This is a genomic window from Allosphingosinicella sp. (assembly GCF_036403745.1).
In the GTDB taxonomy this organism is placed as follows: domain Bacteria; phylum Pseudomonadota; class Alphaproteobacteria; order Sphingomonadales; family Sphingomonadaceae; genus Allosphingosinicella.
The window spans coordinates 19,623-42,431 of the sequence record NZ_DASWQI010000074.1; the positions used below are offsets into that span (position 1 = coordinate 19,623).

Here is a 22,809-nt window from a genome sequence, read left to right on the forward strand (position 1 = left end):
TCATCCTTGCCAGACGTTGACGAGGTGGCGGGGAAAGCGGTGCGGCACGATCAGCATCGCGTCGATGCGGATATCGTCGCCGGCTCGGGAATAACGCGGCGCGAGCGCCTCGGCCGCGGCCGCGACCCTACGCAGCCGCCATTCGTCGAGGACCATGCCGGCGTCCGCCTCGGTGCGGCGCGCCTTCACCTCCACGAAAGCGACCGTCCGGCCGCGCCGCGCGACGAGGTCGACTTCGCCGACGGGGGTGCGGATGCGGCGGCCGAGGATCGTCCAGCCCTTGAGCCGCAGCCACCAGGCCGCCAGCGTCTCGGCGCGCCGTCCGCCGCGTTCGGCCGCCTGCCGCTTCATTTGAGCGCCAACGCTTTTTCATAGACCTGCCGCCGCGGCACGCCGAGCCGTTCCGCCACTTCCGCGGCAGCGCGGGAGGGCGTGAGGCGGGTCATCGCCTCGCGCAGCGCCGCCTCGATATCGGCTTCGGCCGGCGCTTCCGGCGCACCGGGCGGCGCGACGACGATGACGATTTCGCCCTTGGGCGGCGCGTCGGCATAGCGGTCGGCCAACTCAGCGAGGGTGCCGGTGACCGTCTCCTCGAACTTCTTGGTGATCTCGCGGGCGACGGCGGCCTCGCGCGGCCCGAGCCCTTCCGCCAGTGCCTTCAATGCGGCGCCGAGCCGGGGGCCGCTCTCATAAAGGACAAGGGTCGCCCGGATCGCCGCCACCTCGGCGATTGCCGAGGCGCGGGCGCCCCCCTTGGACGGCAGGAAGCCGAGGAACAGGAAGCGGTCGGTCGGCAGGCCGGCGAGGGTGAGCGCCGCCATCGCCGCCGAGGCGCCCGGGATCGTCGTCACCGGAACGCCCGCCGCCCGCGCGTCGCGGACCAGCTTGTAGCCCGGATCGGAGATGAGCGGCGTGCCCGCGTCCGAGACCAAGGCCACCGCCTCGGTCCGCATCCGGGCGATGAGGTCGGGCCGCACCCGATCGGCATTGTGGTCGTGATAGGGCAGCATCGGGCGCTTGGCGCCGATATGGGCGAGGAGCTTCGCCGTCACCCTTGTATCCTCGACGGCGATGACGTCGCATCCCGCCAGGGTCGCGGCGGCGCGCTGGCTCAAATCGGAGAGATTGCCGATCGGCGTCGCGACGATATACAGGCCGGGCGGGAGACGAGGGTTCATGCGGTTCAAGGTCATGGCAGAGCAGCCCTCGCATCGGCAAGCGCCGCGCTCCGCCCTTTGCGCCGCAATGGCGCTCATGGTCAGCCTCGGCCTCGCCGCCTGCTCCCTGGTTCCGGCGCCGCAGGTGCAGTCGCCGCCTGTCGCTGCAGCGGCGCCTCCGCCGGTCGAACAGCCGCGCGCCGCACCTGTGCCGCCGCCCGAGGCACCCGTGCCCGCCCCGTCGACCCTTCCGCAGGACGAGGGACGCAACCGCGTCGCCGTTCTGGTCCCGCTGACCGGGCCGAATGCCGGCGTCGGCCAGTCCCTCGCCAATGCTGCCACGCTCGCCTTGCTCGACACTGGCGGGGAGCGCATCCGCCTCACCGTCTACGACACCGCCAAGGGCCCCGCCGCCGCAGCGGCGCAGGCGATCGCCGACGGCAACCGCCTGTTTCTCGGGCCCCTGCTCGCCGAAGACGTACGCGCCGTGGCGCCGGTCGCGCGGCGGGCCGACGTGCCCGTCATCGCCTTTTCCAACGACATCGGCGTCGCTGGTCCCGGCGTGTACCTGATCGGCTTTGCGCCGTCGCAATCGGTGGCGCGGGTGGTCGGCTATGCGCGGGGGCAGGGGCTCTCCCGTTTCGCGGCACTTACGCCCAACGGCATCTACGGCCGCCGCGTTGGGCAGGCGATCATCGACGCGACGCAGCGCGGCGGCGCTCGGCTGGTCGGCATCCAGGAATATGACCGCGACGCCGGCGGCCTCCGCGCCGCGGTGACGCGGGTGAGCGCGCAAGGCGCCTATGACGCGATCCTCATCGCCGATCCGGCCCGCAGCGCCGCCGCCGCAGTGCCGGCGATTCGATCGGCGGTGCCCCGGGCGCACATCCTCGGCACTGAGTTGTGGGCGAACGAGGCGGCGATCGGGACGGTGCCGGGGCTTCGTGGCGCCTGGTTCGCCGCCGTGCCGGACACGCTCTTCAACCAGATGCGCACCCGCTACCGGGCCCGCTACGGCGCGGCGCCCTACCGCCTCGCCAGCCTCGCCTACGATGCCGTGCTGCTGGCCGTGCGGACGTCGCGGGACTGGCGGCCGGGCCGGCCCTATCCGCAGCGGGCGCTGCACGATCCGGCGGGCTTCACCGGCATCGACGGGCCGTACCGGTTCGGCGGCAACGGGGTCGCCGAGCGGGCGCTGGAAGTGCGCGAGGTGACGGTGGGCGGAACCACGATCGTGTCCCCAGCTCGCGGGGACGAGAACTAAGCCGCAATCTCGGCCAAAATACCGTCGAGCAGCAGGGGCCGTAGCGCATAGAGGCGGCCGCTTTCCCGCCGGACGAGGCCCTGACGCTCCAGCCGTTCGACCCGCGGCAGATCGAGCGCGGGAGCGATCGTCTCCAGCGGTACGCCCTCCTTCAGCCGCAGCCCCATGAGCAGCGCCTCGCTGGCCCGCTCCTCGGCGGACAGCGGGGTCTCCTCGGAAAGGCCGCTGCCGTTGCGGGCGAGGGCGGAGAGGAAATTCTCGGGCTTCTTGTGGCGCAGGGTGGCGAGGCCACCGCGGCGGCCGTGGGCGCCGGGGCCGACGCCGAGATAGGGCCGGTAGCGCCAGTAAGCGAGATTGTGCCGGCTCTCCTCGCCGGGCCGGGCGTGGTTGGAGATTTCGTACGCGGGCACCCCGGCCGCCTCCGTCAGCGCCTGCGTCGTTTCGTAAAGGGTGGCGGCGTGATCGGGGTCGGCCTCGTCGAAATCGCCCTTGGCGGCGAGCGCCGCGAACCGCGTGCCGGGCTCGACGGTCAGCTGGTAGAGCGAGAGGTGGCTTGTGCCGAAGCCGAGGGCGCGGGAGAGTTCGTCCGCCCACGCCGCCTCGCTCTGGCCGGGGAGGGCGTAGATGAGGTCGAAGCTGACCCGCGCGAAATGGCGCTGGGCGGTGGCGAGGGCGGCGAGGCCTTCGGAGACGCCGTGGGCACGGCCGAGGAAGCGCAGCGCCGCATCGTTGAGCGACTGCAGGCCGAGCGAGACGCGGTTGACGCCGGCGGCCGCGAGATCGGCGAAGCGCGCCGCTTCGACGGAGGAGGGGTTGGCCTCCAGCGTGATCTCGATGCCCTCGGCGAATCCCCAATGCCGGTCAGCGGCGACGATGAGCGCGGCGACGGTCGCGGGCTCCATCAGCGACGGGGTGCCGCCGCCGAAGAAGATCGAGCTGACCGGGCCGCGCGGCCAGGCCTTGGCCTCGAAGGCGAGGTCGGCGAGCAGGGCGTCCCGCCACGCCGCCTGGTCGATCGACGCGCGGACGTGGCTGTTGAAGTCGCAATAGGGGCATTTCGAGACGCAGAACGGCCAGTGGATGTAGAGGGCCAATCCCCCCTCCCCTTCAGGGGAGGGGCCGGGGGAGGGGCATGTGGAGACTTGGGGGCCTTGGACAGGCCCCACCCCAACCCCTCCCCTGAAGGGGAGGGGCTTATTCACAACAGCGCGTCCACAAGCTTGCGGAACGCCTCGGCGCGATGGCTGATGCGGTGCTTTTCGGCCTGGTCCATTTCGCCGAACGTCTCGTCCCGGCCAAGCGGCAGGAAGATCGGGTCGTAGCCGAAGCCGCTCGCGCCGCGCGGCGGCCAGACGAGGGTGCCTTCGACGCGGCCCTCGAACCACTCGCTCTCGCCGTCCGGCCAGACGATTGCGAGGGCGCAGGCGAAGTGGGCGTCGCGGCTGATTTCGGGGCCGAGCGCCTGGAGCTCGTCCTCGACCCGCTGCATGGCGCGGTGGAAGTCGCGGCTGCCGTCGGCACCTTCCGCCCAGCGGGCCGAGAAGATGCCGGGGCGGTCGCCGAGGGCTTCCACGCAAAGTCCGCTGTCGTCGGCGAGGGCGGGGAGGCCGGACAGGTCCGCCGCCTGGCGCGCCTTCAGATCGGCATTCTCGATGAAGTTGACGCCGATCTCGTCCGGCTCGGGAAGGTCGAGTTCGGCCGCGGAGACCGGCTCGATGCCGTAGGGCGCGAGGAGGGCGCGGATCTCGCGCACCTTGCCCTCATTGTGGCTGGCGACGACGAGCTTGCCGGGGCCGAGCTTCCTCACCGGCCCGTCGCCCCAGGTGCTGCGGCTTCCTGTGCCGCGAAGATCTCGCCGCAGCCGATGCGGGCGAGGCGCAGCAGGCGCAGCAGGCCCTCCTCGTCGAATGTCTCGCCCTCGGCGGTGAGCTGGGCCTCGACGATCTGGCCGTCGTCGGTGAGAACGAAATTGCCGTCGGCGCCCGCGGTCGAATCCTCGTCATAGTCGAGGTCGAGCACCGCGGCGCCGTTGTGCATGCCGCAGCTCACCGCCGCGACGCGGCCGCGGATTGGATCGGCGGCGAGGAGCTTCTGCTCGAGCAATTTGTCCACCGCGATGCGCAGCGCCACCCAGGCGCCGGAGATGGCGGCGGTGCGCGTGCCGCCGTCTGCCTGGATGACGTCGCAGTCGAGGGTGATCTGGCGCTCGCCCAGCACCTGGAGGTCTACGACGGCGCGCAGGGACCGGCCGATGAGGCGCTGGATTTCCTGGGTGCGGCCGGACTGTTTGCCCGACGCCGCCTCGCGGCGCCCCCTCGTGTGGGTGGCGCGCGGGAGCATGCCGTACTCGGCGGTGACCCAGCCCTTGCCCTTGCCGCGCAGCCAGGGCGGGAGATTGGTCTCGACGGACGCGGTGCACAGCACGCGCGTGTCGCCGAACGAGACGAGGCAGCTCCCTTCGGCATGACGGGTGAAGCCCGGCTCCAGCGAAATCTCGCGCATCTGATCGGGGGTGCGTCCGGACGGGCGCATAAATCTGTTCTCCTTGCGGGTTCGGGCGGGGCCATAGCTTCGGCGCGGCGGCAGGTCTAGGAGAGCCGGAGCCCGGAGGAGCGACGGCATGAGAACCGCACTGACTGTGCTTGGCGCCGCTGCCCTGCTGATGGGCCTGTTGTGGATCGGCCAGGGTCTCGGCATCGTCCGCTGGCCGGCGAGCAGCTTCATGATCGACATGTCGGCCTGGTCGTGGCGCGGCGCATTGCTGGCGGCGGTGGGCGTCGCGCTCATCCTCTATGCCCGGCGGAGGCGGCAGGGGTGACGGGACGCGCCGGCCTTTCTATCTAACTATCATGGCCACGACCCCCGTCCACGAGATGACCGAGCGTGCCCGGGAGGTGTTCCGGATGGTGGTCGAGAATTACCTCGGCAGTGGCGCCCCCGTCGGATCGCGGACGATCTCGCGGCTGCCGGGGCTCAATCTGTCTCCTGCTTCGATCCGCAACGTCATGCAGGATCTGGAGGAACTCGGCCTGCTCGGCCACCCGCACACCTCCGCAGGACGCGTCCCCACGGAGATCGGCCTCCGCCTCTTCGTCGACGGGATGATGCAGGCGGCCGAGCCGAGCCCCGAGGAGCGCGCCGCAATCGAGGCGCGGATCGAGCGCGGCGGCCCGATCGAGGAGGCCCTGTCCGCCGCCACGGCTGCCCTGTCGGGCCTCTCCGCCTGCGCGGGGATCGTGCTGGTGCCCAAGCGCGAGCCGGTGCTGCGTCAGATGGGCTTTGTCCAGCTGACGCCGACGCAGGCGCTCGCCGTGATGGTGGGCGCCGAAGGCAGCGTCGAGAACCGCGTCGTTGACCTGCCGGCGGGGATCACCGCCTCTACCCTCCAGGACGTCGGCAATTACGTCAGCGCGCGCCTCTCGGGCCTCACCCTGCCGGAGGCGCAGCGGCGGCTCGCCGAGGAGATCAACGCCGGCAAAGCGGCGCTCGACCAGGCCGCGCGCGAGCTGATCGACCGCGGCCTCGCAATCTGGTCGGAGGACGGGGCCCAGCGGCCGGTGCTGATCGTGCGCGGCCAGGCCAATCTGCTCGACGCCGGCGCGGTCGAGGATCTGGAGCGGGTCCGCCAGCTGCTCGAGGAGCTGGAGGGCAAGGAGGAGATCGTCCGGCTGCTCGACAGCGCGCGCGCCGGACAGGGCATGAAGATCTTCATCGGATCGGAGAACAAGCTGTTCGCTTTGTCCGGCTCTTCGGTTATCGCCGCGCCCTATCGCGGTCGCGAAGGCAAGGTGGTCGGCGTCGTCGGCGTCATTGGCCCGACGCGGTTGAACTACGCCAGGGTCGTACCCATGGTTGATTTCACAGCCCAGGCACTATCGAGATTGATGGCATGAACGACGAACAGGACCTCCAGGAACAGGCAGAAGCGGCGGGCTTCGACGGCGCCGAGGACGGCGCGCCCGAGCAGGATTTCAGCGACCTCGTGAAGGAGCTGGAGGAGGTGCGCCAGCACGTCCTCTATGCCCAGGCCGAGACCCACAACGTCCGCCGCCGGCTCGAGCAGGAGAAGCTCACCGCCGCCACCTATGCGGCGACCGGCTTCGCCCGCGACATGCTGAGCGTGAAGGACAATCTCGACCGCGCCCTCGCGGCGGTCCCTGAGGAACTGCGCCAGGACGACAAGCTCAAGGCGCTGCTCACCGGCATCGAGGCGACCTCGCGCGAACTCGACAGCGTGTTCGCCCGCAACGGCGTCACCCGCGTCGAGGCGCTCGGCAAGGCGCTCGACCCCAACCGCCACCAGGCGATGGTGGAAATCCCCTCCGACGAGGCCGAGCCCGGCACGATCGTCCAGGAGATGCAGGCCGGCTACATGCTCAAGGACCGCCTGTTGCGGCCGGCGTTGGTTGGGGTGGCGAAGAAGGGCTGAGCGCTTTCCCAGTCCTCCCTGTCGGCCAAGCCGATGGGGAGGGGAACCGCGTGAAACGCGGTGGAGGGGCCCTACGGACTCTGCAGGGCCCCTCCACCAGGTTTCACCTGGTCCCCCTCCCCATGAGGCTGCGCCTCACGGGGAGGACCGGGCTTCGGCTTCCGGCGTCTGCTGCTTGAAGGCCTCGATCAGCTCCCAAAGGCCCCTGCGGAGCGTTTCGAACTCGCCACTTCGAAGCACAATTCTCACCTTCCCCGGGTCGTCGAGGAGCGGCGTCGGCGTCTCGAAAAGATAGATGGTCTCGTCCGCGCCGCAAAGGGCGGTGAGCCGGCCGTGCGCGAGCAGGCTGCGAAGCTGGACGTAAGGCTGGAGGCGATCGAGAAGCTTGTCGACCTCATTGGGCACGCGCACGATCTCAGGATGGTGCTTGAGCGCCGCGCGTAAGTCCTCGAGGCGCTGGCCGACTGGCTTTCCGACCTTCACGCCCGGCACCGCGTTCTTCAGGCGCTCCACCATCCAGAACTCGAACTCCGCGAATGTGTTGAGGAAGCGGCCTGTAAAGCGCTCGGCAGCACCGAGGCTGGCCTTGCGGGCTGGCGCTGGCTGCACGGGCGCCGAGGGAAATGTGGAGTGAGCATTCACCACTTCGCCCTAGTGCGACGGTTTTGAAAAAGGGTGAAGGTGGGCCTCCCCCTGCGGCTTCCTAGTTGACATGCGCAGAGTCCTCTGCAAAACAGAGTGTATCAACAGGAGCAAAGCCATGAGTGTCTCTCCCGACCAGGCTGCCGCGGCGCTTCACGACATCGATTGCACCGAGCGACGGACGCAGGTGGCGACCGGCTATGCAATCGCCAGTCCCTATCTCATCCTCTGGGGGCTCATCTGGATTGTGGGATACGGGGCCTCAGCCGTGGTTCCGCCCGAAAAATGGGGGCTGATCTGGCTGCCGCTCGCGGTCATCGGCGGCGTCGGGTCGGGGTGGGTCGGCAGCCGGGCGAAGGGGACCGCGCATCAAGGCGCTTTCTCGCAGTCGCTGCTGCTCGCGGCTGCAACCTTCCTGTTCATCGCCAGCGTCTATTACGTCTTCCGGCCGACGAGCCCTTTGCCCTATCTCGTCTTCCCGTCGCTCATCGCCGGCCTCGTCTACACCCTCGCCGGCGCGCTGACGCGGATGACGCGGTTCGTGTGGATCGGCGCGGGCATCTTTCTTGTCACCATGACCGGCTTTATCGCGGCGCCGGATTATATGGCGATCTGGGTGGCGATCGCCGGGGGCGGCGGGCTGCTGCTCGGCGGGCTGTGGTTGCGGAAGGTGTGAGACGGTGGCGAAGGCCGACGAGATCATTCACCAGTCGCTGCGTCTCCGTATCATGGCGGCGCTCCATGCCGCGCGCGCCGACGAGGGCATGGAGTTCAACCGCCTGAAGGCCCTGGTCGGCGCCACCGACGGCAATCTCGGCAGCCATCTCGGCACCCTGGAGGGCGCCGGTTACATCGCCCTCACTAAGGATTTCGTCGGCAAGAAGCCGCGGACGCGGGCGGCGATCACCCGCGCCGGCGAGCGCGCCTTCCGTGACCACCGCGATTATCTGCGCGACGTCATTGAAGCCGGAGGCTGAGTGGCGTCAGGTCGCTTCCGGCACCATGTCGATCTCGCGCACGCCGCGCTTCTGGCGGGCCTTGTCGACGAGGCCGCGGATGGTCTCCCGCCGCGCTTCCGCGCCGAGGACGTCGCGGAGCAGGAGCGGCGCGGCCCGCGTCGTCTCGTCGCTAGAGGTGAGGGCGATGGTGCCGATCCCCGCCCAGCCGGCGATCATTGAGTAGGTAAGGCGGATGTCCTTCACCCGGTAGAGCTCGATCTCGTCCAGGGACTTGGAGAAGATGCCGCTGCGGATGATCAGCCGGTCCTCGGTCAACGTGTAGCTGGTCGCCAGGTTCTCGATCCACTTCACCAGGATGACGAGGAAGCCGACGCCGATCAGGCAGAGCAGCAACGTGCCCCATCCGGCGAGCGAGCCCCGCAGCCAGCCGGACGTGGAGGAGCGAAACGTGTCGAGCGGCTGGTCCAATTCGCGTCTCCCCTGCGTGAACATTCGTCCGATCAATGCGCGGTCGGCTGGCCCCCGGCCGCGGTGCCGCCGCCGGCGGCGGTCCGCAGGCTTTCCGGCAACGCCTTGGAAAGGATCGGCTCGCGCACCAGCCATGTCGCCGCCGCCTTCTTGACGTCCGCCAGCGTGAGGGCGCGCATGTCGGCTTCGTAGCCGGTGAGCTCGCGCATCGCGTCCGGGTGGCGCGCCGCCGCGGAGATCGTCCCCGCCCAGGCGCCGTTCTCCGCCTGGAGCTGCTTGCGCTCGGCGATCAGCGGCTCGCGGGCGCGATCCACTTCCTCCTGCGTGATCCTGCCTGCCACCAGTTCCGCGGCGATGGCGCGGGCGGCGGCGACGACCCGCTCCAGATCCTTCGGCGCGGTTTCGAGCTGGGCGGCCATATAGCCCTGGTCGGCATCGTCTGGCATCGGGTTGGCGACGGTGGGAGAATAGACCATGCCCATCTCGCCGCGGACCTTTTGCAGGAGCCGCGTCTCGAATACCTCGGACAGCAAGCGGAGCGAATATTCCTCCGCCCGGCGCGCCGGAGTCGCGGTGTAGAGCGGCCACAGCACCAGCGCCGCCGCTTTCTCCGCGGGACCCTGATGGTAGCCGATCGTCTCGCGCGGCAGCGTCTCCGGGAAGCGGCGAAACGGCCCGTCGCCGACCGGGGCGAGGCCAGGCCGCCGCGGCAGCGCGCCGAAGGTCTCGGACGCAATCCGCACCGCATCCTTTTCGACGATGTCGCCGACGATCGTCACCTCGAGCGGCGCGTTCACCAGCGACGGCTTGAGGATATCGGCGAAGCGGGCGCTCTTGAACGTCGCCATCTCCTCGCGCGACGGGAAGGACGGCTGGCCGGGGAACACCGCCTTGTCGAGCGCTTCGGAGGCGACCATCGTCGGTTCCGCGTGGAGCATACGGTAGACGAAATCGACCGCCGTCGGCAGCTTCGCGTCCATCTGCGGCCGGAAGCCCGGGTCGGTCAGGTAGGCGGCGAGTACCCGCATCTCGGTATCGACCTGCGCGGTGAGCGTGGTGCTGTTCAGCACATAGGCGGTCGGTGTCACGTCGAGCTTGAAGTTCCAGGTGATGCCCGCGAGCGCGGCGGCGATCTGGTCGTGGTCGAGCTTGCCAAGGCCCCCTTCGACGAAGGCGTTGGCGGCGAGTTCGGCCGGCGCCCGTGTCGAATTGTCGAGGCCGCGCTCGCCATTGCCGAAGCGGACGCGGATCTCGACTTCGCCCGACTTGAAGCTGGTCGGCTTGACGCTGAGCAAGGTGCCGTTGCGGAACTGGTAGCGCGTATAGCCGCCGTCGGCGACGCGCTCCGTCTTGCCGACCTTCCCCTTCTTGCCGAAGTCCCAATAGGACCATTTGGATTCGCCGACGTCCGCATAAGCGGCGAGCGCTGTGGCGCCCTCGTTCGCCTTCCACTGCGCGATCAGTTCCTCGCGGGCGAGCGGCGCCGACGACATTGCGGCGAGCACCGGGCCGGTGCCGGCCCATTCGCGCGTGAAGGCCGCCTTGATGTCGGCGGGCGAGACTTCGGCGGTGAGCAAGGTGAACAGCCGCGCCGCTTCGGACGGGTGGAGGAACGGCTCGCGGTCGAGCTCCGCTGCGGCGATGCGCTCGGCGAGGCTCGCGGTCGGGCGGGTCCCGGCACCATAGAGGCTGCCGCCGAGCTGCGAATCGAGCCGCGCCACCGCCGCCTTCACTTCCTGGTCGGTCGGGCCGTCCTTGGCGAAACGGCGGACTTCCGCCTGCGTCGTCGCCAGCGCTTCCTTCCACTTGCCTTGCAGCGGCATGGCGACGATGCACGTGTCGGACGCGTCGGGCAGGGCGCGGCTCACGGCCGAGACGCCATTCAGCAGGCCGCCTTCGGGCGCATCCGCGGCGCGCTTCAGGCGGGCATCGAGGATCGACGTCCAGATCTGCGAATAGAGGTCGCGCCGCTCGTGATCGAGCGAGAAGCTGCGGTCCTCCGCCGGCTGTGCCTTGCAGGCGGCGATGGTGTTGGGAAGGCTCGCCTCCGCGACGACGGTGGCGGCGAGTGGGCGGTCGCCGATCGACTTGGGCGCCTGCGGCCGGGCGGGGGAGGGGCCATCGGCCTTCCAGCTGCCGAAGGCTTTCTCGGCCGCCTTCAGCAACTCGGCATCGTCGGCGTCGCCGACGATCACCAGCACGCCATTCTCCGGCCGGTACCAGCGGTGGTGGAAGGCGGCGAGCTTGGCCGGCGTTGCGGCGCGGAGCGATTCTTCGGTGCCGCCTGGCTCTCGCATCTGCGAGCGGGCGCCGGGAAGCTCGAAGCGGCCGATCTCGGTGCCGGCCCGGCTTAGCGCGTTGGCGCGGGTGCGGATCTCCGACATCACCACGCCCCGTTCCTGGTTGATCGCCTCGGGCGTAAAGAGGATGCCGTCGGCGGCGCCGCGCATCCAGTCGAGCACCGTCTGGACGGACGCGATGTCGCTGCGCGGCAGGTCGACCTGGTAGACGGTGGAGGTCAAAGTCGTCGCGGCATTCTGGTCGCGCCCGAAGCCGACGCCGAGCGCGCCGAACGGATTGTCGAGCACGCCCTTGGGCGCCTGCTTGGTCGAGCGGAACGCCATATGCTCGATGAAGTGGGCGTAGCCGAGCTCGTCGTCATTCTCGAGGTAGGAGCCGACGTCCATGGCGAGGCGGATCGACACCGCGCCCGCCGGCGTCGCATTGTGCATGATCGCGTAACGCAGGCCGTTGGGGAACGTGCCGTGCTTGACGGCCGGATCCGGCGTGACGGTGGTTCCAGCCGGGATCGGCTTGTCGGCCCAGGCCGGCGACGACGCCAGTCCAAGCGCCAGTGCCGCGAGCGCGACCCCGCGCAACGCCGATCCGATCATCTACCCCTCCCGAAAAATTCCGTAACCCCGTCAATATCCTAGCTGAAAACCGGACTTTGTCGACCCCGCCCCGGCGTCGCTCGTCGCAGGATCAGGTGCAGACGCCGCGAAACGCGATCTCGAGCACGGTGCCCTTCTCCATCGGCATCGGCCCCTCGGGCCTGGCATATTCCTTCTGCTCGATGAGCCGCCCGTTGGGCGCATATTTGCGGCCGGCCAGCGCGGTGATGGTGTGCCCGGCGCAATCGATGCGCAGCCGGTATCCGAGGTCGCCGACATTGGCGCGGTCGCCGTTCAACAGCCGGAACCATGCCTCCCGGTAGCTCGGCGTGTTGACGATGCTGGCGGCGTCGATGGCGATGCCCTGGCCGGTCGGCGCGACGCCGAGATTGACCCACAGAGGCGGGCGGTCACCATTTGCCGGCACGGCGGCTGCCGGCGGCGGCGCTACGACAGGACCGGCGCCCGGTGCGGTCTGGACGGGCGGCGGGGGAGGGGGCGACGCTGCGGGACGCGGGGCGTAGAGGCTGAGGCCGCAGCCCTGGAGCGCCTTGCGCGTCTCGGTGCCGATCTCTGGATCCTTGGCGAGGCCGGCAACATAGGCGAAATCGTAGGGACGGAACGTCGCCGGATTGTTGCCGCCGGGCTGCAGCCGGTCGGCCAGGTCGCTCAGCTGGCGCAGCGCCTTGACGCCGAGCGCCTTGGTGAGATGCTCCTCGACGCACTGCGCCTCGGTCCCGCTCATCCCGTAGCGGGCGAGCTGCGGCGCGATCAGATGTCCCTTCGGCCGCCAGTAATCGGAGGCGTAGCCGGAGCAGCCGGCGAGGCTCGACAGACAGATTAGGCTCAGCGCACGCCGCACGTTTCTCTTCTCCACCACGATCATCGCCGCGACCCTAGCGAAGCGGGAAGGCGCGGTGAAGCTTTTCACGCGGCCATTCCCCCGGCAAAGTCGCGCGCATGAAAAAGAGCTGGCCGATTCTCCTTCTCCTCGCCGGGTGCGGTTCCAAGAGCGGCGTCGACGCGAACAACGCCGCCGACGCGATCCCGCCCGATCTCATGCCCAACATGGCGGCGGTCGAGGCGAACAGCGCCGCCCACGTCCAGGATCTGATCGACCGGGCCCTGCCGGTCATCCTGCCCGACGCGAAGAACGCGCAATACCGCAACGTCCGCGCCGGCGCCGGCGGCTCCGCCTGCGGCGAGGTCTCGGCCAAAACGACCCGCGGTTTCGTACCCTTCGTTGTTACTCCCGCCGGGGTCGGCATCCTCGGCACCAGCCCCAAGATCGCCTACGAAGATCCGTCCGACTTCCTCGCCGACGCCTGGATACGCTGGTGCGCGACGCCCGAGGAACTGCAGAAGGTCTCCGCGGCCATCCAGAAGGCGAAGCCGGACGCGCTCGGCAATGTCGCGGTGCCGATCCCCGATGTCCCGGTAGGCATGCCTGGAACGCCCGCGCCCGACGCGCCGCCCGCAAAGCCGGGCCCGCCGCCCCCGCCGCCGCAGATCGGCAGCTTCTTCAACTCGGTCCAGCACAAGCAATAGGCGCTGGCGGGTTCAGGCGCGGAACGGCACCACCGCCTCCAGATCCTCAAGGGCCGGCGCGCCCCCCCGCGCGGCACCGCGCCGCAGCAGGAAAAGGTGCCGGACGATCTCCGCCTGCTGCTCCAGCCCGTAGCGCTGGAAGGGGCGGTCGGGGACGAGGCGGTAGCGGTAGCGGCAGAAGGGGTGGCGCAGCAGGATGAGGTGCCAGCGGCCCCAGCGCTGGACCTGCCAGACGTGGGTCAGCTCGTGGACGAACAGCGCCTGCGTGCCGAGCGGCTCCTTCGCATAGTCGGAGGACAGCCATGGGCTCTCGGGATGGAACCAGATGCTGCCGTCCGGCGCCATCGCCACCCCGCGCGGCTGAAGCGGCCACCATTTGCGAGGAACGATCTGCACGCGGTCATAGTCGATCGCGTCGCCGAAGATGGAAGCGGCCAGCGCCCCTTCGCCGACCGTGAGCGGCCGCCCTGCCTCAATGCTCCGCATGCGCATCGCCGGCGGCGCTGCGGACTTCGGCGGTGACGGTCACCGGCGGAGCGGCGTCGAAGGCGAAGGTCAAGGGGAGGGTGGTGCCCGGCTTTACCGACGCCGGCAGTCCGAAGACCATCGCGTGCTTGCCGCCGGGCTTGAACTCGATCGTGCCGTCATAGGCGAAATCGACGTCGTCCAGCTTCTTCATCGACGACATCGCGCCGCCGGTCATGCTCTCGTGCAGCTCGATCCTCTTGACCAGAGGGCTGGAGATGCTGACGAGGCTCGTCCCCTCGGCGCCGCCGGTCAGCCGGAAGTAGGCCGCGCCCGGCTCCCCGGCGACGGCGGGCAGACGCACCCACGGCCGCTCGACCGAAATCGTCCGGTCCTTTTTTGCCGGACCCGCGCCGCAGCCCGTCAGCAGCAGCGCGCCGGCGGCCGCCGCTACGGCGAAGCTGTGGATTTTGTGCATCTTCTTCATGCCTTCGGCGCCCTTAGCGTCGGCGCCACTTCTTGTCGCGTCTGAATCGCCCCCTATATCGCTCCCGAAACACTCCTCACGTGCCGGAACGGGCGGAGGGGTGAGGTCATGAAGCATTCGGGGCACAAGAGGATCCATATGGCTAAGGTAATCGGTATCGACCTCGGCACGACCAACAGCTGCGTCGCCGTCATGGAAGGCGGCAAGCCCAAGGTCATCGAGAATGCGGAAGGCGCCCGCACCACCCCTTCGACCGTGGCTTTCGCAAAAGACGGCGAGCGCCTGATCGGCCAGCCGGCGAAGCGCCAGGCGGTCACCAATCCGGACAACACGATCTTCGCGGTGAAGCGCCTCATCGGCCGCCGCTTCGACGATCCGGTGACCAAGAAGGACACCGAGCTCGTCCCCTACACGATCGCGCGCGGCGCCAATGGCGACGCCTGGGTCAATGCCGGCGGCAGCGATTATTCGCCCTCGCAGATTTCGGCCTTCATCCTTCAGAAGATGAAGGAAACCGCCGAGGCCTATCTCGGCGAGACGGTCAGCCAGGCGGTGATCACCGTTCCGGCTTACTTCAACGACGCCCAGCGCCAGGCGACCAAGGACGCCGGGCAGATCGCCGGCCTCGAGGTCCTGCGCATCATCAACGAGCCGACCGCCGCGGCGCTGGCCTACGGGCTGGACAAGCAGGACGGCAAGACGATCGCGGTCTACGATCTTGGCGGCGGCACGTTCGACGTGTCGGTGCTCGAGATCGGCGACGGCGTCTTTGAGGTGAAATCCACCAACGGCGACACCTTCCTCGGCGGCGAGGATTTCGACGCCAAGATCGTCGATTGGCTCGCGGACGAGTTCAAGAAGCAGGAAGGGATCGACCTTCGTGGCGACCGCCTGGCGCTGCAGCGCCTGAAGGAGGCGGCCGAGCGCGCCAAGATCGAGCTGTCGTCGGCGCAGACCACCGAGGTCAACCTGCCCTTCATCACAGCCGACCAGACCGGACCCAAGCACCTCGTCAAATCGCTCAGCCGCGCCGAGCTCGAGCGGCTCGTCGAGGATCTCATCAAGCGGACGCTCGAGCCGTGCCGCAAGGCGCTGACCGATGCCGGTGTCGCTTCGAAGGACATCGCCGAAGTCGTCCTCGTCGGCGGCATGACCCGCATGCCGCGGGTCCGCCAGATCGTGCAGGATTTCTTCGGCAAGGAGCCCCACACCGGCGTCAATCCGGACGAGGTCGTGGCGATGGGCGCCGCCATCCAGGCCGGCGTGCTGCAGGGCGACGTCAAGGACGTTCTGCTGCTCGACGTGACCCCGCTGTCGCTCGGTATCGAGACGCTGGGGGGCGTGTTCACGCGGATGATCGACCGCAACACGACTATTCCGACGAAGAAGTCGCAGACCTATTCGACCGCCGAGGACAATCAGAATGCGGTGACCATCCGCGTCTTCCAGGGCGAGCGCGAGATGGCGGCGGACAACAAGATGCTCGGCCAGTTCGACCTGGTCGGCATTCCCCCGGCGCCGCGCGGCGTGCCGCAGATCGAGGTTACCTTCGACATCGACGCCAACGGTATCGTCAACGTCTCGGCCAAGGATCGCGGCACCGGCAAGGAGCAGCAGATCCGCATCCAGGCCTCGGGCGGCCTTTCCGACGCCGACATCGAGAAGATGGTTCGCGAGGCGGAAAGCTTCGCCGACGAGGACAAGAAGCGGCGCGACGCGGCGGAGGCGAAGAACAACGCCGAAGGCCTCATCCACTCGACCGAGCGCCAGCTTGAAGAGCATGGCGACAAGGTCGACGCGGCGCTGAAGACCGAGATCCAGGCGGCGGTCGACGAGGCCAAGGCCGCGGTCGAGGGCGGCGATCCGGAGGCGATGAAGGCCAAGGCCTCCGCGCTTGCCCAGGTCGCGATGAAGCTCGGCCAGGCGATCTACGAAAAGGATCAGGCCGCGGGCGCGGCGGGAGGCGCCGGTGAAGCCGGAGCCGCTCCGGGCGCCGAGACGGCCGGGGCCGAGGACGTGGTCGACGCCGAATTCTCCGAGGTCGACGACGAACATAAGGGCTGAGGAATGTGCAGTGCCGTCATGCCAGCGAAGGCTGGCATCCCAGCGGGTGAAAGGCTCCGGCGTTCGTCACCCACTGGGACCCCAGCCTTCGCTGGGGTGACGGCCTGTGGGGGCCGTCATGACTGAAACCGATTATTACGAGCTGCTCCAGGTCGAGCGGACGGCGGACGACCGGACCATCAAGTCCGCCTATCGCCGCCTCGCCATGGAATGCCATCCGGACCGCAACGGCGGCTGCACCGACGCGGAGGCGCGGTTCAAGGCGATCAGCGAAGCCTATGATTGTCTGAAGGACCCGAACAAGCGCGCCGCCTACGACCGGTTCGGCCACGCCGCCTTCAAGAATGGCGGCGGCGGCGGCGGCTTCGGCGGCGGCGCGGGCGCCGAAGGCTTCGGTTCGTTCAGCGATATCTTTGAGAACATCTTCGGCGAATTCATGAACAATGGCGGCGGCCAGGGCGACCGCCGCTCGAACATGCTGCGGGGCGCCGACCTGCGCTACGATCTCGAGATCAGCTTCGAGGACGCCTATGCCGGCAAGGAAGTCGAGCTGCGCATCGACACCACCGTGCCGTGCGAGCCCTGCTCCGGCAGCGGCGCCAAGGCGGGGACGCAGGCGCGGACCTGCGCCATGTGCCAGGGCCGCGGCCAGGTCCGCGCCCAGCAGGGCTTCTTCGTCGTCGAGCGCACCTGTCCGACCTGCCGCGGCGTCGGCCAGACGATCGCCGATCCGTGCGAGCGTTGCCGCGGCGACGGCCGCCTCGACACCCAGCGCACCCTCGAAGTCCGCATCCCCGCCGGCGTCGACGAAGGCACCCGCATCCGCCTTTCAGGCGAAGGCGAGGCGGGGGTTCGCGGCGGCCCGCGCGGCGACCTCTACATCTTCGTCCACCTCGCCCGCCATTCGGTGTTCCAGCGGGAGGGCACGACCCTCTTCGCCCGCTGCCCCGTCAGCATCACAACGGCTGCGCTGGGCGGCAGCATCGAGGTTCCCGGCCTCGACCGTTCCCGCCACGAGGTCCGCATTCCCGCCGGCATCCAGTCGGGCAAGCAGCTGCGCGTCCGCGGCGCGGGCATGCCGGTTCTGAACGGCCGCGGCCATGGCGACATGGTCATCCAGGTCGACGTCGAGACGCCGACCAAGCTCAGCGCAAAGCAGCGAGAACTCCTCGAGGAACTGCGCCGCACCGAGACCGGCGACGAATGCCCGGCTTCGAAGAGCTTCCTGGGGAAGCTTAAGGGTCTCTGGGACGCCTGACCGGCTCCCGCGTCTAGTCGCGCAGGGTCATTTGGGCTGCCAGCGCGCCCTCGCGACGGCGCCGCTCGGGCTCTCGCGTTCCACCTCCGCCCGTTCCGAACGCACCGTCACGGGCACCTCATGCGTGGCGCTTTCGGTACGGCGCACGAGGTGGATTTCCTCGACCAGCACGAGGCGCTTCTCGACGACCAGCTGCTCCTCGACCACGGGAATGATCGTCGTGTCGCCGTCGACGCGCACCTCGGGAAGCGTGTCGAGTGGCACGCCGCGCGGCACGCGCTGCACTTCGACCTCGTCGCGGCTAAGCTCTGCGGCGACGCCCTCTTCGCGTTCGTCGATCGCGATCCGCACCCGCAGCCGCCCCGTTTCGACCTCTGCCTTCGAGATAGCGACACGCTCCTCGACGAGCGGAATAACCTGTTCGTCGTCCGCCATGCCGCCTCGCGCTCCTCAATGTCCGGGACAGGTCCCAAACCTGCCGAGCTCGGCCGGGGTTCCCCCCGCCACCCGCCCCGGCCTCAGGCCGGGTTGTGCTGCTTGAGGAAGGCTTCCGTCTCCTGGAGGAACTGGAGCCGGTCTTCGTAGCGCGACAGATGGTGGTCGCCCTCCGGCTGCTCGACATAGCGCACGCTCTTGCCAGCCTTCTGCAGCCTGTCGGCCATCTGCCGCGACTGCTTCACCGGCACGCGCCGGTCGGCCTTGCCGTGGACGAGCAGCACCGGGATCGAGAATTGCTCGGCGAAATTGAGTGGTGAGACCCCCCGCAGGTCCGGTGCCTGGCCCTTCAGCCAGTCGGTGCCGCGGCCGCTGTTGAGAAAGCGGGCGTCGAATTTCAGCAAACCGGGAATGTCCGCCACCCCCGCGAACGACACCGCGCAGCGATAGAGCGCCCCATCACGCTGCGCCGCGCGCAAGGCCGCATAGCCGCCATAGGAGCCCCCGACGATCGCCGCCCGCTTCGGATCGGCGATGCCGAGCCGCGCGACCTCGGACAAGGCGTCGTTGACGTCGTCCTGCATGGCGAGACCCCATTGCCCCGCGCCCTTCTTCGCAAAGGCGGTGCCGAAGCCGGACGAGCCCCGGAAGTTCGGCTGCACCACCACATAGCCGCGCTCGGCCAGCGCCTGCGCCCAATGATCCCAGCTTTCGTCGTCCCGCGCGAACGGGCCGCCATGCGGCATCACGACGACGGGCAGCGCCTTCGCCTCGCGCCCGGCGGGGAGGGTGAGGATCGCGCTCAGCTCGAGCCCGTCGCGGGCTTTGTAGCGGATCGTACGGACCGGGTTCACCGCCGCCATGCCGATCCGCTCGTTGACGATCGCGACGCGCTGCAGCCGGCCATCCGACGCACTCATGAAATAGTAAGCGCCCGGCCGGTCGCCCGCGCCGACGTGGAACAGGAAACGCTCGCGCTTGGCGTCCATCGACACGAGCCGCGCCGCACGTCCGGGGAGCGCCTTGTCGACGGCGTCCTGAACCTTGGCGAGCTCTGGATCGAGCCAGCGCACGCGCGACGCCGTGTCGGTATAGCGGATGCCGAGCAGCCTGGTCTGCGCCGCATCGGCAGCGATACCGTCTATGTCGTAGCCGTCGGCCCCCGCCACCTTCTCGCCGAGGCTCATCGTGCCGAGGTCGAGCTTGTAGACGGCGTCGAAACCGTCGCGGTCGTCGACCACCAGCGCCTGGCCTTTCTCGGGCAGGAACAGGCTCGGCACCATCAGCCGCTGGTTCTTGCGGGAATTGGCATGGTCGAGCATGTGAAAGCTCGCCCCGTCGCGCTCCCGGTAGAGGAGCTGCGTGTTGCGCCCCTCATTATACGTGCCGATGCCGACCCGGATGGTGCCGGTGCCGTCCGCATACCAGCTCTCGACCCCCTGCTGCGGCTTGACGACACTGCGGCTCTTGCCGGTCGAGACGTCCACTTCGATGACTTCCGGCCAGAAGGCGACGTCGTCGGCATAGATCGATTTCTGGAGCGCGAGGCGGATGCGCGGCGTGCCGTCGCTCGCCACCCACAGCACGTCGTCGGCGACCTGCGCCGCTTCGTCCTTGGCGATCTGCACCGCCTTTGCGCCGGTCACTGAGACCCCGATCGTCCTACGGACGTAGAAATCCACGTCGAGCAGCCGGTCGACGGCGCCGATGCCGACGATCAGCCATTCGTTATTGACCCAGCGCCACCAATTGAGGTCGGTTTCGCCGGTGCCGATCAGGGTCGGCTTGGCGCCGCCGAACAGGTGCATGATCGCGAGCAGCTGGCGGCCTTGGGTGGCGATCCTGGCCGCGACCATCGATCCGTCGGGCGAGAGCTGCGGACCGTCCATGAACGGCAGCGCCGCGAAATCCTCGAGCGGCCGCGGCCCCTTGGCCGGATCCGCCGCCGCCGTCGCGCCAGCCATTCCCCGGGCGCGCGCCACGCCCGACACCAGCGCCGCCGCGGCGGCGCCCGTCACAAAACCTCTGCGATCCATGGCTCTCCCCTTCGCCCCGCGCCAAGGCTGCCCCAGGCCGGAGCCCGGCGCAAGCCCTTGGTTCAGGGGCGTTTCGGGATGGTGAGGCCGCGCTGCACTGCGGGCCGCGCAAGCCCGCGCTCGAGCCAGGCACCGACGGCCGGAAAGTCGTCGAAGCCGACCAACTCACGCGCTTCGTAGAAGGTGATGAGGTTCCGCACCCAGCCGAGCATCGAGATGTCGGCGATCGTATAGTCGCCGCCCATGATCCAGCCGCGGCCTCCCCCGAGCCGCGCCTCCAGCACGCCCAGCAGCCGCTTCGCCTCGCCCACGTAGCGCTCGAGCGGCCTCTTATCCGCGATCTCGCGCCCCGCGAACTTGTTGAAATAACCAAGCTGCCCGAACATCGGCCCGAGCCCGCCCATCTGGAACATCAGCCATGCCACGGTTTCCCAACGCGCCGCCGGATCGGCGGGCAGGAACCGCCCCGTCTTCTCGGCAAGGTAGAGCAGGATGGCCCCGGACTCGAATAAGGGCAGCGGCCTTCCCCCCGGCCCGTCCGGATCGAGAATCGCCGGGATCTTCCCGTTCGGATTGAGCGCCGTGAAGGCCTCCGAATGGCTCCGCTTCTGCATGATGTCGACGAAGTGCGGCTCGTAGGGGAGCCCCGTCTCCTCGAGCATGATCGACACCTTCACCCCGTTCGGCGTTGGCACCGAATAGAGCTGCAGCCGGTCGGGGTGCTCGGCCGGATATTCGCGGGCGATGGGAAAGGCGGAGAGATCGGACATCGTGAGAGACTCCTCCTGGTGCGTGGGCAGATAGGAATGGCTTTATCGCGGGGCACGTACTTTTTTCGCGGAGAGAGCATCGGAAGGTCGGATTGGAGGGCACGTCGCTGGCGCTCCCACGTAAGAAGTTCGATTGTGCCGGTGGCGCAATGAGGGTAGTCGTTCCGCACGGGGGGCTGTAGCGATGGAAGATCGCGATCGCGAAATGTTGAAGCAGACGCTCGATGCGCTCGAGCGGCTCATGCGCATGTTCCAGGCGGAACGAATCCTATACTTGTGCTGCGTTGTCGCGGCTTTCGGCCTGTTGATGTACGCCGGCTGGCTCATGTTCAGCATCCACACCGTGACTCCCGCCGAGATCGGCCTGATGTTCGGCGCCACCGGCGTCACCGCAGTGTCGAGCGGCCGCGTCGCGTTCTTCCTCAACAAGGCGTTCAACCTGATCGAGGACATCGTGCGCAAGCTCTCGGGACTGGAGCCACGCCATGATAGCTGAAGCCGACGCCGTCGATCTCGTCCAGCGGCTGAACCGAAGCGCCGCGCGGTCGCGCCCGATCGTCGCGGTCGGCCTGCTTTTCATCATCGGCGGGTTCATCGTCCTCGCCGTCTATCTGGACAGCGAACGGCGCGCGGCGCTTCACTTCGCGCAGGAGCAGGTGCAGCGCGCGCATGACCTCGACCAGACGCTGGACGCCGCCGCGCTGATCGTCGCCGAACCGCATGGCGGCGCCGGCCAGCCGAGCCAGTGGCAGCGTCTGTCTAAACTTCTGAACGTCGCCGAGAGCCAGGTGAACGGGCTAGACGCGACGGCGCGTGCGGAAACGCCTTCGGTGACACCGGGACGGACAGTGGCCCCGTCGGGCGACACGCACGCAGCCGCCGATCCGACGCCTGCTGCCGACACTGCCCCGCCGAAGGTCATCCGGCTCTACTTCCACGTCACCGATCCGGCGCAGAAGCCTGCCGCGGCCGCCGTCGCCGCATCGCTCTCGGGGCAGACGCTCGGTGCCTCGACGATCGTCGTCCCCGGCATCGAGCTCGTCCCCGGCGCCGCCGGCGTCGACACGGTCCGCTGCACCAAGGCCGCGGCCTGCGCTTACCTGCCGAAGGTGACGCAGTGGCTCAACCAGCGGCTTGCCTCGCCGAAGCTGCGCCCGCTGGACCTGAGCGCCCGCTACGGGAACAGCCAAGGGATCAAGCCGGGAACCTATGAAGTGTGGTTCGGGACCGGTCCGATCGCCGTCGCCGCCGGGCAATAATCGAAGGTTGACCCGCGGCACCGCCATGGCAGCGCCGGCTATCCCGCGGACAGGGAAGGGCGGCGCGCCGGCGGCTCTTGCCGTTCGCGCGCGCCGGGACCACATGGAGGGAACAGCGGACCCACGGAACCAAATCGCCCTTCCGGCACTCCCTTGCGCGGAGCCGGGCGGCGCGTAACCACCCGCCAACGAACGTTAATCAATAAGCCATTGTGGTCGTGCGATAGAGCGGGCTAGGATGGTCTCTCAGGCAAAGGGCGCCGCGAGGCGCTCGTCAGGACGATAATGACGAAGCTTAGCGGCAGCGATTCCAAGAGCACCCTCTACTGTTCCTTCTGCGGCAAGTCGCAGCACGAGGTCAGGAAGCTCATCGCCGGCCCCACCGTGTTCATCTGCGACGAGTGCGTCGAGCTGTGCAACGACATCATCCGCGAGGAGACCAAATCCTCGCTGGTGAAGACGCGCGACGGCGTTCCGACCCCGCTCGAAATCTGCAAGCACCTCGACGATTACGTGATCGGCCAGAGCCACGCCAAGCGCGTGCTCTCGGTGGCGGTGCACAACCATTACAAGCGCCTCGCCCACGGCTCCAAGACCGGCGAGGTCGAGCTTTCCAAGTCCAACATCCTGCTGATCGGCCCGACCGGCTGCGGCAAGACCCTGCTCGCCCAGAC

Annotated in this window: 26 protein-coding genes; 12 read left to right on the plus strand and 14 right to left on the minus strand. The window is 68.9% G+C overall.

All coding sequences use genetic code 11. The features are described 5' to 3' along the window. Complete coding sequence (locus tag VGC56_RS14340; protein ID WP_464125957.1) at positions 1-351, minus strand: YraN family protein; 351 nt, start codon at positions 349-351, stop codon at positions 1-3. Next, the gene (gene rsmI, locus VGC56_RS14345; RefSeq protein ID WP_464125959.1) at positions 348-1,178 is read right to left on the minus strand and encodes a 16S rRNA (cytidine(1402)-2'-O)-methyltransferase; all 831 of its coding nucleotides are present in this window, start codon (positions 1,176-1,178) and stop codon (positions 348-350) included. Before rsmI ends, VGC56_RS14340 begins: the two co-directional genes overlap by 4 nt. A gap of 67 nt (positions 1,179-1,245) precedes the next feature. Here rsmI and VGC56_RS14350 point away from each other — a divergent pair, with 67 nt between their 5' ends. Then, complete coding sequence (locus VGC56_RS14350) at positions 1,246-2,421, plus strand: penicillin-binding protein activator (protein WP_464125961.1); 1,176 nt, start codon at positions 1,246-1,248, stop codon at positions 2,419-2,421. Here the strand turns inward: VGC56_RS14350 and hemW are convergent. The 3 genes from hemW to rph form a co-directional block, all read right to left on the minus strand. After that, positions 2,418-3,515, minus strand: coding sequence for a radical SAM family heme chaperone HemW (hemW, locus tag VGC56_RS14355; RefSeq protein WP_464125963.1), 1,098 nt, complete (start codon positions 3,513-3,515; stop codon positions 2,418-2,420). The two genes, VGC56_RS14350 and hemW, sit on opposite strands and share 4 nt — an antisense overlap. A 104-nt stretch (positions 3,516-3,619) precedes the next feature. Next, complete coding sequence (rdgB, locus tag VGC56_RS14360; RefSeq protein ID WP_464125965.1) at positions 3,620-4,228, minus strand: RdgB/HAM1 family non-canonical purine NTP pyrophosphatase; 609 nt, start codon at positions 4,226-4,228, stop codon at positions 3,620-3,622. After that, positions 4,225-4,953 (minus strand): ribonuclease PH, encoded by a 729-nt coding sequence (gene rph, locus VGC56_RS14365; RefSeq protein WP_464125966.1) that lies wholly within the window; start codon positions 4,951-4,953, stop codon positions 4,225-4,227. Before rph ends, rdgB begins: the two co-directional genes overlap by 4 nt. 88 nt (positions 4,954-5,041) lie before the next feature. On the opposite strand from rph, the gene VGC56_RS14370 reads away from it, so the two are divergent. The 3 genes from VGC56_RS14370 to grpE are packed head-to-tail and all read left to right on the plus strand — an operon-like array spanning position 5,042 to position 6,850. After that, positions 5,042-5,239 (plus strand): hypothetical protein, encoded by a 198-nt coding sequence (locus VGC56_RS14370; protein WP_464125968.1) that lies wholly within the window; start codon positions 5,042-5,044, stop codon positions 5,237-5,239. 31 nt (positions 5,240-5,270) lie between these two features. Continuing rightward, positions 5,271-6,314 carry a heat-inducible transcriptional repressor HrcA gene (gene hrcA, locus VGC56_RS14375; protein ID WP_464125969.1) on the plus strand — a complete coding sequence of 348 codons (1,044 nt, stop codon included), beginning with the start codon at positions 5,271-5,273 and terminating at the stop codon, positions 6,312-6,314. Continuing rightward, positions 6,311-6,850: a nucleotide exchange factor GrpE gene (grpE, locus tag VGC56_RS14380; RefSeq protein WP_464125971.1), complete on the plus strand. Its 540-nt coding sequence runs from the start codon at positions 6,311-6,313 to the stop codon at positions 6,848-6,850. The genes hrcA and grpE overlap by 4 nt, the downstream gene beginning before the upstream one ends. 135 nt (positions 6,851-6,985) lie before the next feature. Here grpE and VGC56_RS14385 read toward each other — a convergent pair whose 3' ends face one another. Next, positions 6,986-7,459 (minus strand): hypothetical protein, encoded by a 474-nt coding sequence (locus VGC56_RS14385; protein WP_464125972.1) that lies wholly within the window; start codon positions 7,457-7,459, stop codon positions 6,986-6,988. Between the two features lie 151 nt (positions 7,460-7,610). Between VGC56_RS14385 and VGC56_RS14390 the strand changes: the two genes are divergently transcribed. Together VGC56_RS14390 and VGC56_RS14395 are read left to right on the plus strand one after the other, a co-directional pair. Continuing rightward, complete coding sequence (locus tag VGC56_RS14390) at positions 7,611-8,168, plus strand: hypothetical protein (protein ID WP_464125973.1); 558 nt, start codon at positions 7,611-7,613, stop codon at positions 8,166-8,168. A 4-nt stretch (positions 8,169-8,172) separates the two neighbouring features. Beyond that, positions 8,173-8,469, plus strand: a complete 297-nt coding sequence (locus VGC56_RS14395) for a transcriptional regulator (RefSeq protein ID WP_464125975.1) — start codon at positions 8,173-8,175, stop codon at positions 8,467-8,469. A 6-nt stretch (positions 8,470-8,475) separates the two neighbouring features. Here VGC56_RS14395 and VGC56_RS14400 read toward each other — a convergent pair whose 3' ends face one another. The 3 genes from VGC56_RS14400 to VGC56_RS14410 all read right to left on the minus strand — a co-directional run bounded on the left by VGC56_RS14400 (position 8,476) and on the right by VGC56_RS14410 (position 12,744). Beyond that, positions 8,476-8,919: a PH domain-containing protein gene (locus VGC56_RS14400; RefSeq protein ID WP_464125976.1), complete on the minus strand. Its 444-nt coding sequence runs from the start codon at positions 8,917-8,919 to the stop codon at positions 8,476-8,478. Between the two features lie 32 nt (positions 8,920-8,951). Further along, complete coding sequence (locus VGC56_RS14405; protein WP_464125977.1) at positions 8,952-11,813, minus strand: M16 family metallopeptidase; 2,862 nt, start codon at positions 11,811-11,813, stop codon at positions 8,952-8,954. A 91-nt stretch (positions 11,814-11,904) separates the two neighbouring features. Continuing rightward, positions 11,905-12,744, minus strand: coding sequence for a hypothetical protein (locus tag VGC56_RS14410; RefSeq protein WP_464125978.1), 840 nt, complete (start codon positions 12,742-12,744; stop codon positions 11,905-11,907). 29 nt (positions 12,745-12,773) lie between these two features. On the opposite strand from VGC56_RS14410, the gene VGC56_RS14415 reads away from it, so the two are divergent. Next, positions 12,774-13,361, plus strand: coding sequence for a hypothetical protein (locus VGC56_RS14415; RefSeq protein WP_464125980.1), 588 nt, complete (start codon positions 12,774-12,776; stop codon positions 13,359-13,361). A gap of 12 nt (positions 13,362-13,373) precedes the next feature. Here VGC56_RS14415 and VGC56_RS14420 read toward each other — a convergent pair whose 3' ends face one another. Next, the gene (locus VGC56_RS14420) at positions 13,374-13,847 is read right to left on the minus strand and encodes a vgr related protein (protein ID WP_464125981.1); all 474 of its coding nucleotides are present in this window, start codon (positions 13,845-13,847) and stop codon (positions 13,374-13,376) included. Then, entirely contained in the window at positions 13,834-14,313 is a 480-nt protein-coding gene (locus VGC56_RS14425) for a copper chaperone PCu(A)C (protein ID WP_464125982.1), read from the minus strand. Before VGC56_RS14425 ends, VGC56_RS14420 begins: the two co-directional genes overlap by 14 nt. 138 nt (positions 14,314-14,451) lie before the next feature. Between VGC56_RS14425 and dnaK the strand changes: the two genes are divergently transcribed. Beyond that, positions 14,452-16,377 (plus strand): molecular chaperone DnaK, encoded by a 1,926-nt coding sequence (gene dnaK, locus VGC56_RS14430; RefSeq protein ID WP_464125984.1) that lies wholly within the window; start codon positions 14,452-14,454, stop codon positions 16,375-16,377. A 118-nt stretch (positions 16,378-16,495) separates the two neighbouring features. Then, positions 16,496-17,635, plus strand: coding sequence for a molecular chaperone DnaJ (gene dnaJ, locus VGC56_RS14435; RefSeq protein ID WP_464125986.1), 1,140 nt, complete (start codon positions 16,496-16,498; stop codon positions 17,633-17,635). A gap of 27 nt (positions 17,636-17,662) precedes the next feature. Here dnaJ and VGC56_RS14440 read toward each other — a convergent pair whose 3' ends face one another. The 3 genes from VGC56_RS14440 to VGC56_RS14450 all read right to left on the minus strand — a co-directional run bounded on the left by VGC56_RS14440 (position 17,663) and on the right by VGC56_RS14450 (position 20,876). Further along, a complete protein-coding gene (locus VGC56_RS14440; RefSeq protein ID WP_464125987.1) occupies positions 17,663-18,070 on the minus strand; it encodes a YsnF/AvaK domain-containing protein in 408 nt (135 codons plus the stop codon). A gap of 83 nt (positions 18,071-18,153) precedes the next feature. Then, entirely contained in the window at positions 18,154-20,106 is a 1,953-nt protein-coding gene (locus VGC56_RS14445; protein WP_464125989.1) for an alpha/beta hydrolase family protein, read from the minus strand. A 62-nt stretch (positions 20,107-20,168) separates the two neighbouring features. After that, positions 20,169-20,876 carry a glutathione S-transferase N-terminal domain-containing protein gene (locus VGC56_RS14450; RefSeq protein WP_464125991.1) on the minus strand — a complete coding sequence of 236 codons (708 nt, stop codon included), beginning with the start codon at positions 20,874-20,876 and terminating at the stop codon, positions 20,169-20,171. Positions 20,877-21,060: 184 nt separating this feature from the next. Between VGC56_RS14450 and VGC56_RS14455 the strand changes: the two genes are divergently transcribed. From VGC56_RS14455 to VGC56_RS14465, 3 genes are all read left to right on the plus strand, one after another. Continuing rightward, positions 21,061-21,372 carry a hypothetical protein gene (locus VGC56_RS14455; RefSeq protein ID WP_464125992.1) on the plus strand — a complete coding sequence of 104 codons (312 nt, stop codon included), beginning with the start codon at positions 21,061-21,063 and terminating at the stop codon, positions 21,370-21,372. Then, on the plus strand, positions 21,362-22,135 hold the full coding sequence (locus VGC56_RS14460) for a hypothetical protein (protein ID WP_464125994.1): 774 nt from the start codon (positions 21,362-21,364) through the stop codon (positions 22,133-22,135). The genes VGC56_RS14455 and VGC56_RS14460 overlap by 11 nt, the downstream gene beginning before the upstream one ends. 285 nt (positions 22,136-22,420) lie before the next feature. Next, positions 22,421-22,809, plus strand: a 389-nt coding sequence (locus tag VGC56_RS14465) for a ClpX C4-type zinc finger protein (RefSeq protein ID WP_464125996.1), incomplete at its 3' end; no start/stop codon positions are given.

Excerpts from the sequence above, each read along its gene's own strand:
- VGC56_RS14450 (WP_464125991.1), bottom strand. The coding sequence starts at position 20,876 with ATGTCCGATCTCTCCGCCTTTCCCATCGCCCGCGAATATCCGGCCGAG.
- VGC56_RS14415 (WP_464125980.1), top strand. The coding sequence starts at position 12,774 with ATGAAAAAGAGCTGGCCGATTCTCCTTCTCCTCGCCGGGTGCGGTTCC.
- dnaK (WP_464125984.1), top strand. The coding sequence starts at position 14,452 with ATGGCTAAGGTAATCGGTATCGACCTCGGCACGACCAACAGCTGCGTC.
- VGC56_RS14370 (WP_464125968.1), top strand. The coding sequence starts at position 5,042 with ATGAGAACCGCACTGACTGTGCTTGGCGCCGCTGCCCTGCTGATGGGC.
- VGC56_RS14390 (WP_464125973.1), top strand. The coding sequence starts at position 7,611 with ATGAGTGTCTCTCCCGACCAGGCTGCCGCGGCGCTTCACGACATCGAT.
- VGC56_RS14405 (WP_464125977.1), bottom strand. The coding sequence starts at position 11,813 with ATGATCGGATCGGCGTTGCGCGGGGTCGCGCTCGCGGCACTGGCGCTT.
- VGC56_RS14455 (WP_464125992.1), top strand. The coding sequence starts at position 21,061 with ATGGAAGATCGCGATCGCGAAATGTTGAAGCAGACGCTCGATGCGCTC.
- rph (WP_464125966.1), bottom strand. The coding sequence starts at position 4,953 with ATGCGCCCGTCCGGACGCACCCCCGATCAGATGCGCGAGATTTCGCTG.
- VGC56_RS14425 (WP_464125982.1), bottom strand. The coding sequence starts at position 14,313 with ATGAAGAAGATGCACAAAATCCACAGCTTCGCCGTAGCGGCGGCCGCC.
- VGC56_RS14350 (WP_464125961.1), top strand. The coding sequence starts at position 1,246 with ATGGCGCTCATGGTCAGCCTCGGCCTCGCCGCCTGCTCCCTGGTTCCG.
- VGC56_RS14440 (WP_464125987.1), bottom strand. The coding sequence starts at position 18,070 with ATGGCGGACGACGAACAGGTTATTCCGCTCGTCGAGGAGCGTGTCGCT.
- grpE (WP_464125971.1), top strand. The coding sequence starts at position 6,311 with ATGAACGACGAACAGGACCTCCAGGAACAGGCAGAAGCGGCGGGCTTC.
- rsmI (WP_464125959.1), bottom strand. The coding sequence starts at position 1,178 with ATGAACCCTCGTCTCCCGCCCGGCCTGTATATCGTCGCGACGCCGATC.
- VGC56_RS14340 (WP_464125957.1), bottom strand. The coding sequence starts at position 351 with ATGAAGCGGCAGGCGGCCGAACGCGGCGGACGGCGCGCCGAGACGCTG.
- VGC56_RS14420 (WP_464125981.1), bottom strand. The coding sequence starts at position 13,847 with ATGCGGAGCATTGAGGCAGGGCGGCCGCTCACGGTCGGCGAAGGGGCG.
- VGC56_RS14445 (WP_464125989.1), bottom strand. The coding sequence starts at position 20,106 with ATGGATCGCAGAGGTTTTGTGACGGGCGCCGCCGCGGCGGCGCTGGTG.
- hrcA (WP_464125969.1), top strand. The coding sequence starts at position 5,271 with ATGGCCACGACCCCCGTCCACGAGATGACCGAGCGTGCCCGGGAGGTG.
- dnaJ (WP_464125986.1), top strand. The coding sequence starts at position 16,496 with ATGACTGAAACCGATTATTACGAGCTGCTCCAGGTCGAGCGGACGGCG.
- VGC56_RS14460 (WP_464125994.1), top strand. The coding sequence starts at position 21,362 with ATGATAGCTGAAGCCGACGCCGTCGATCTCGTCCAGCGGCTGAACCGA.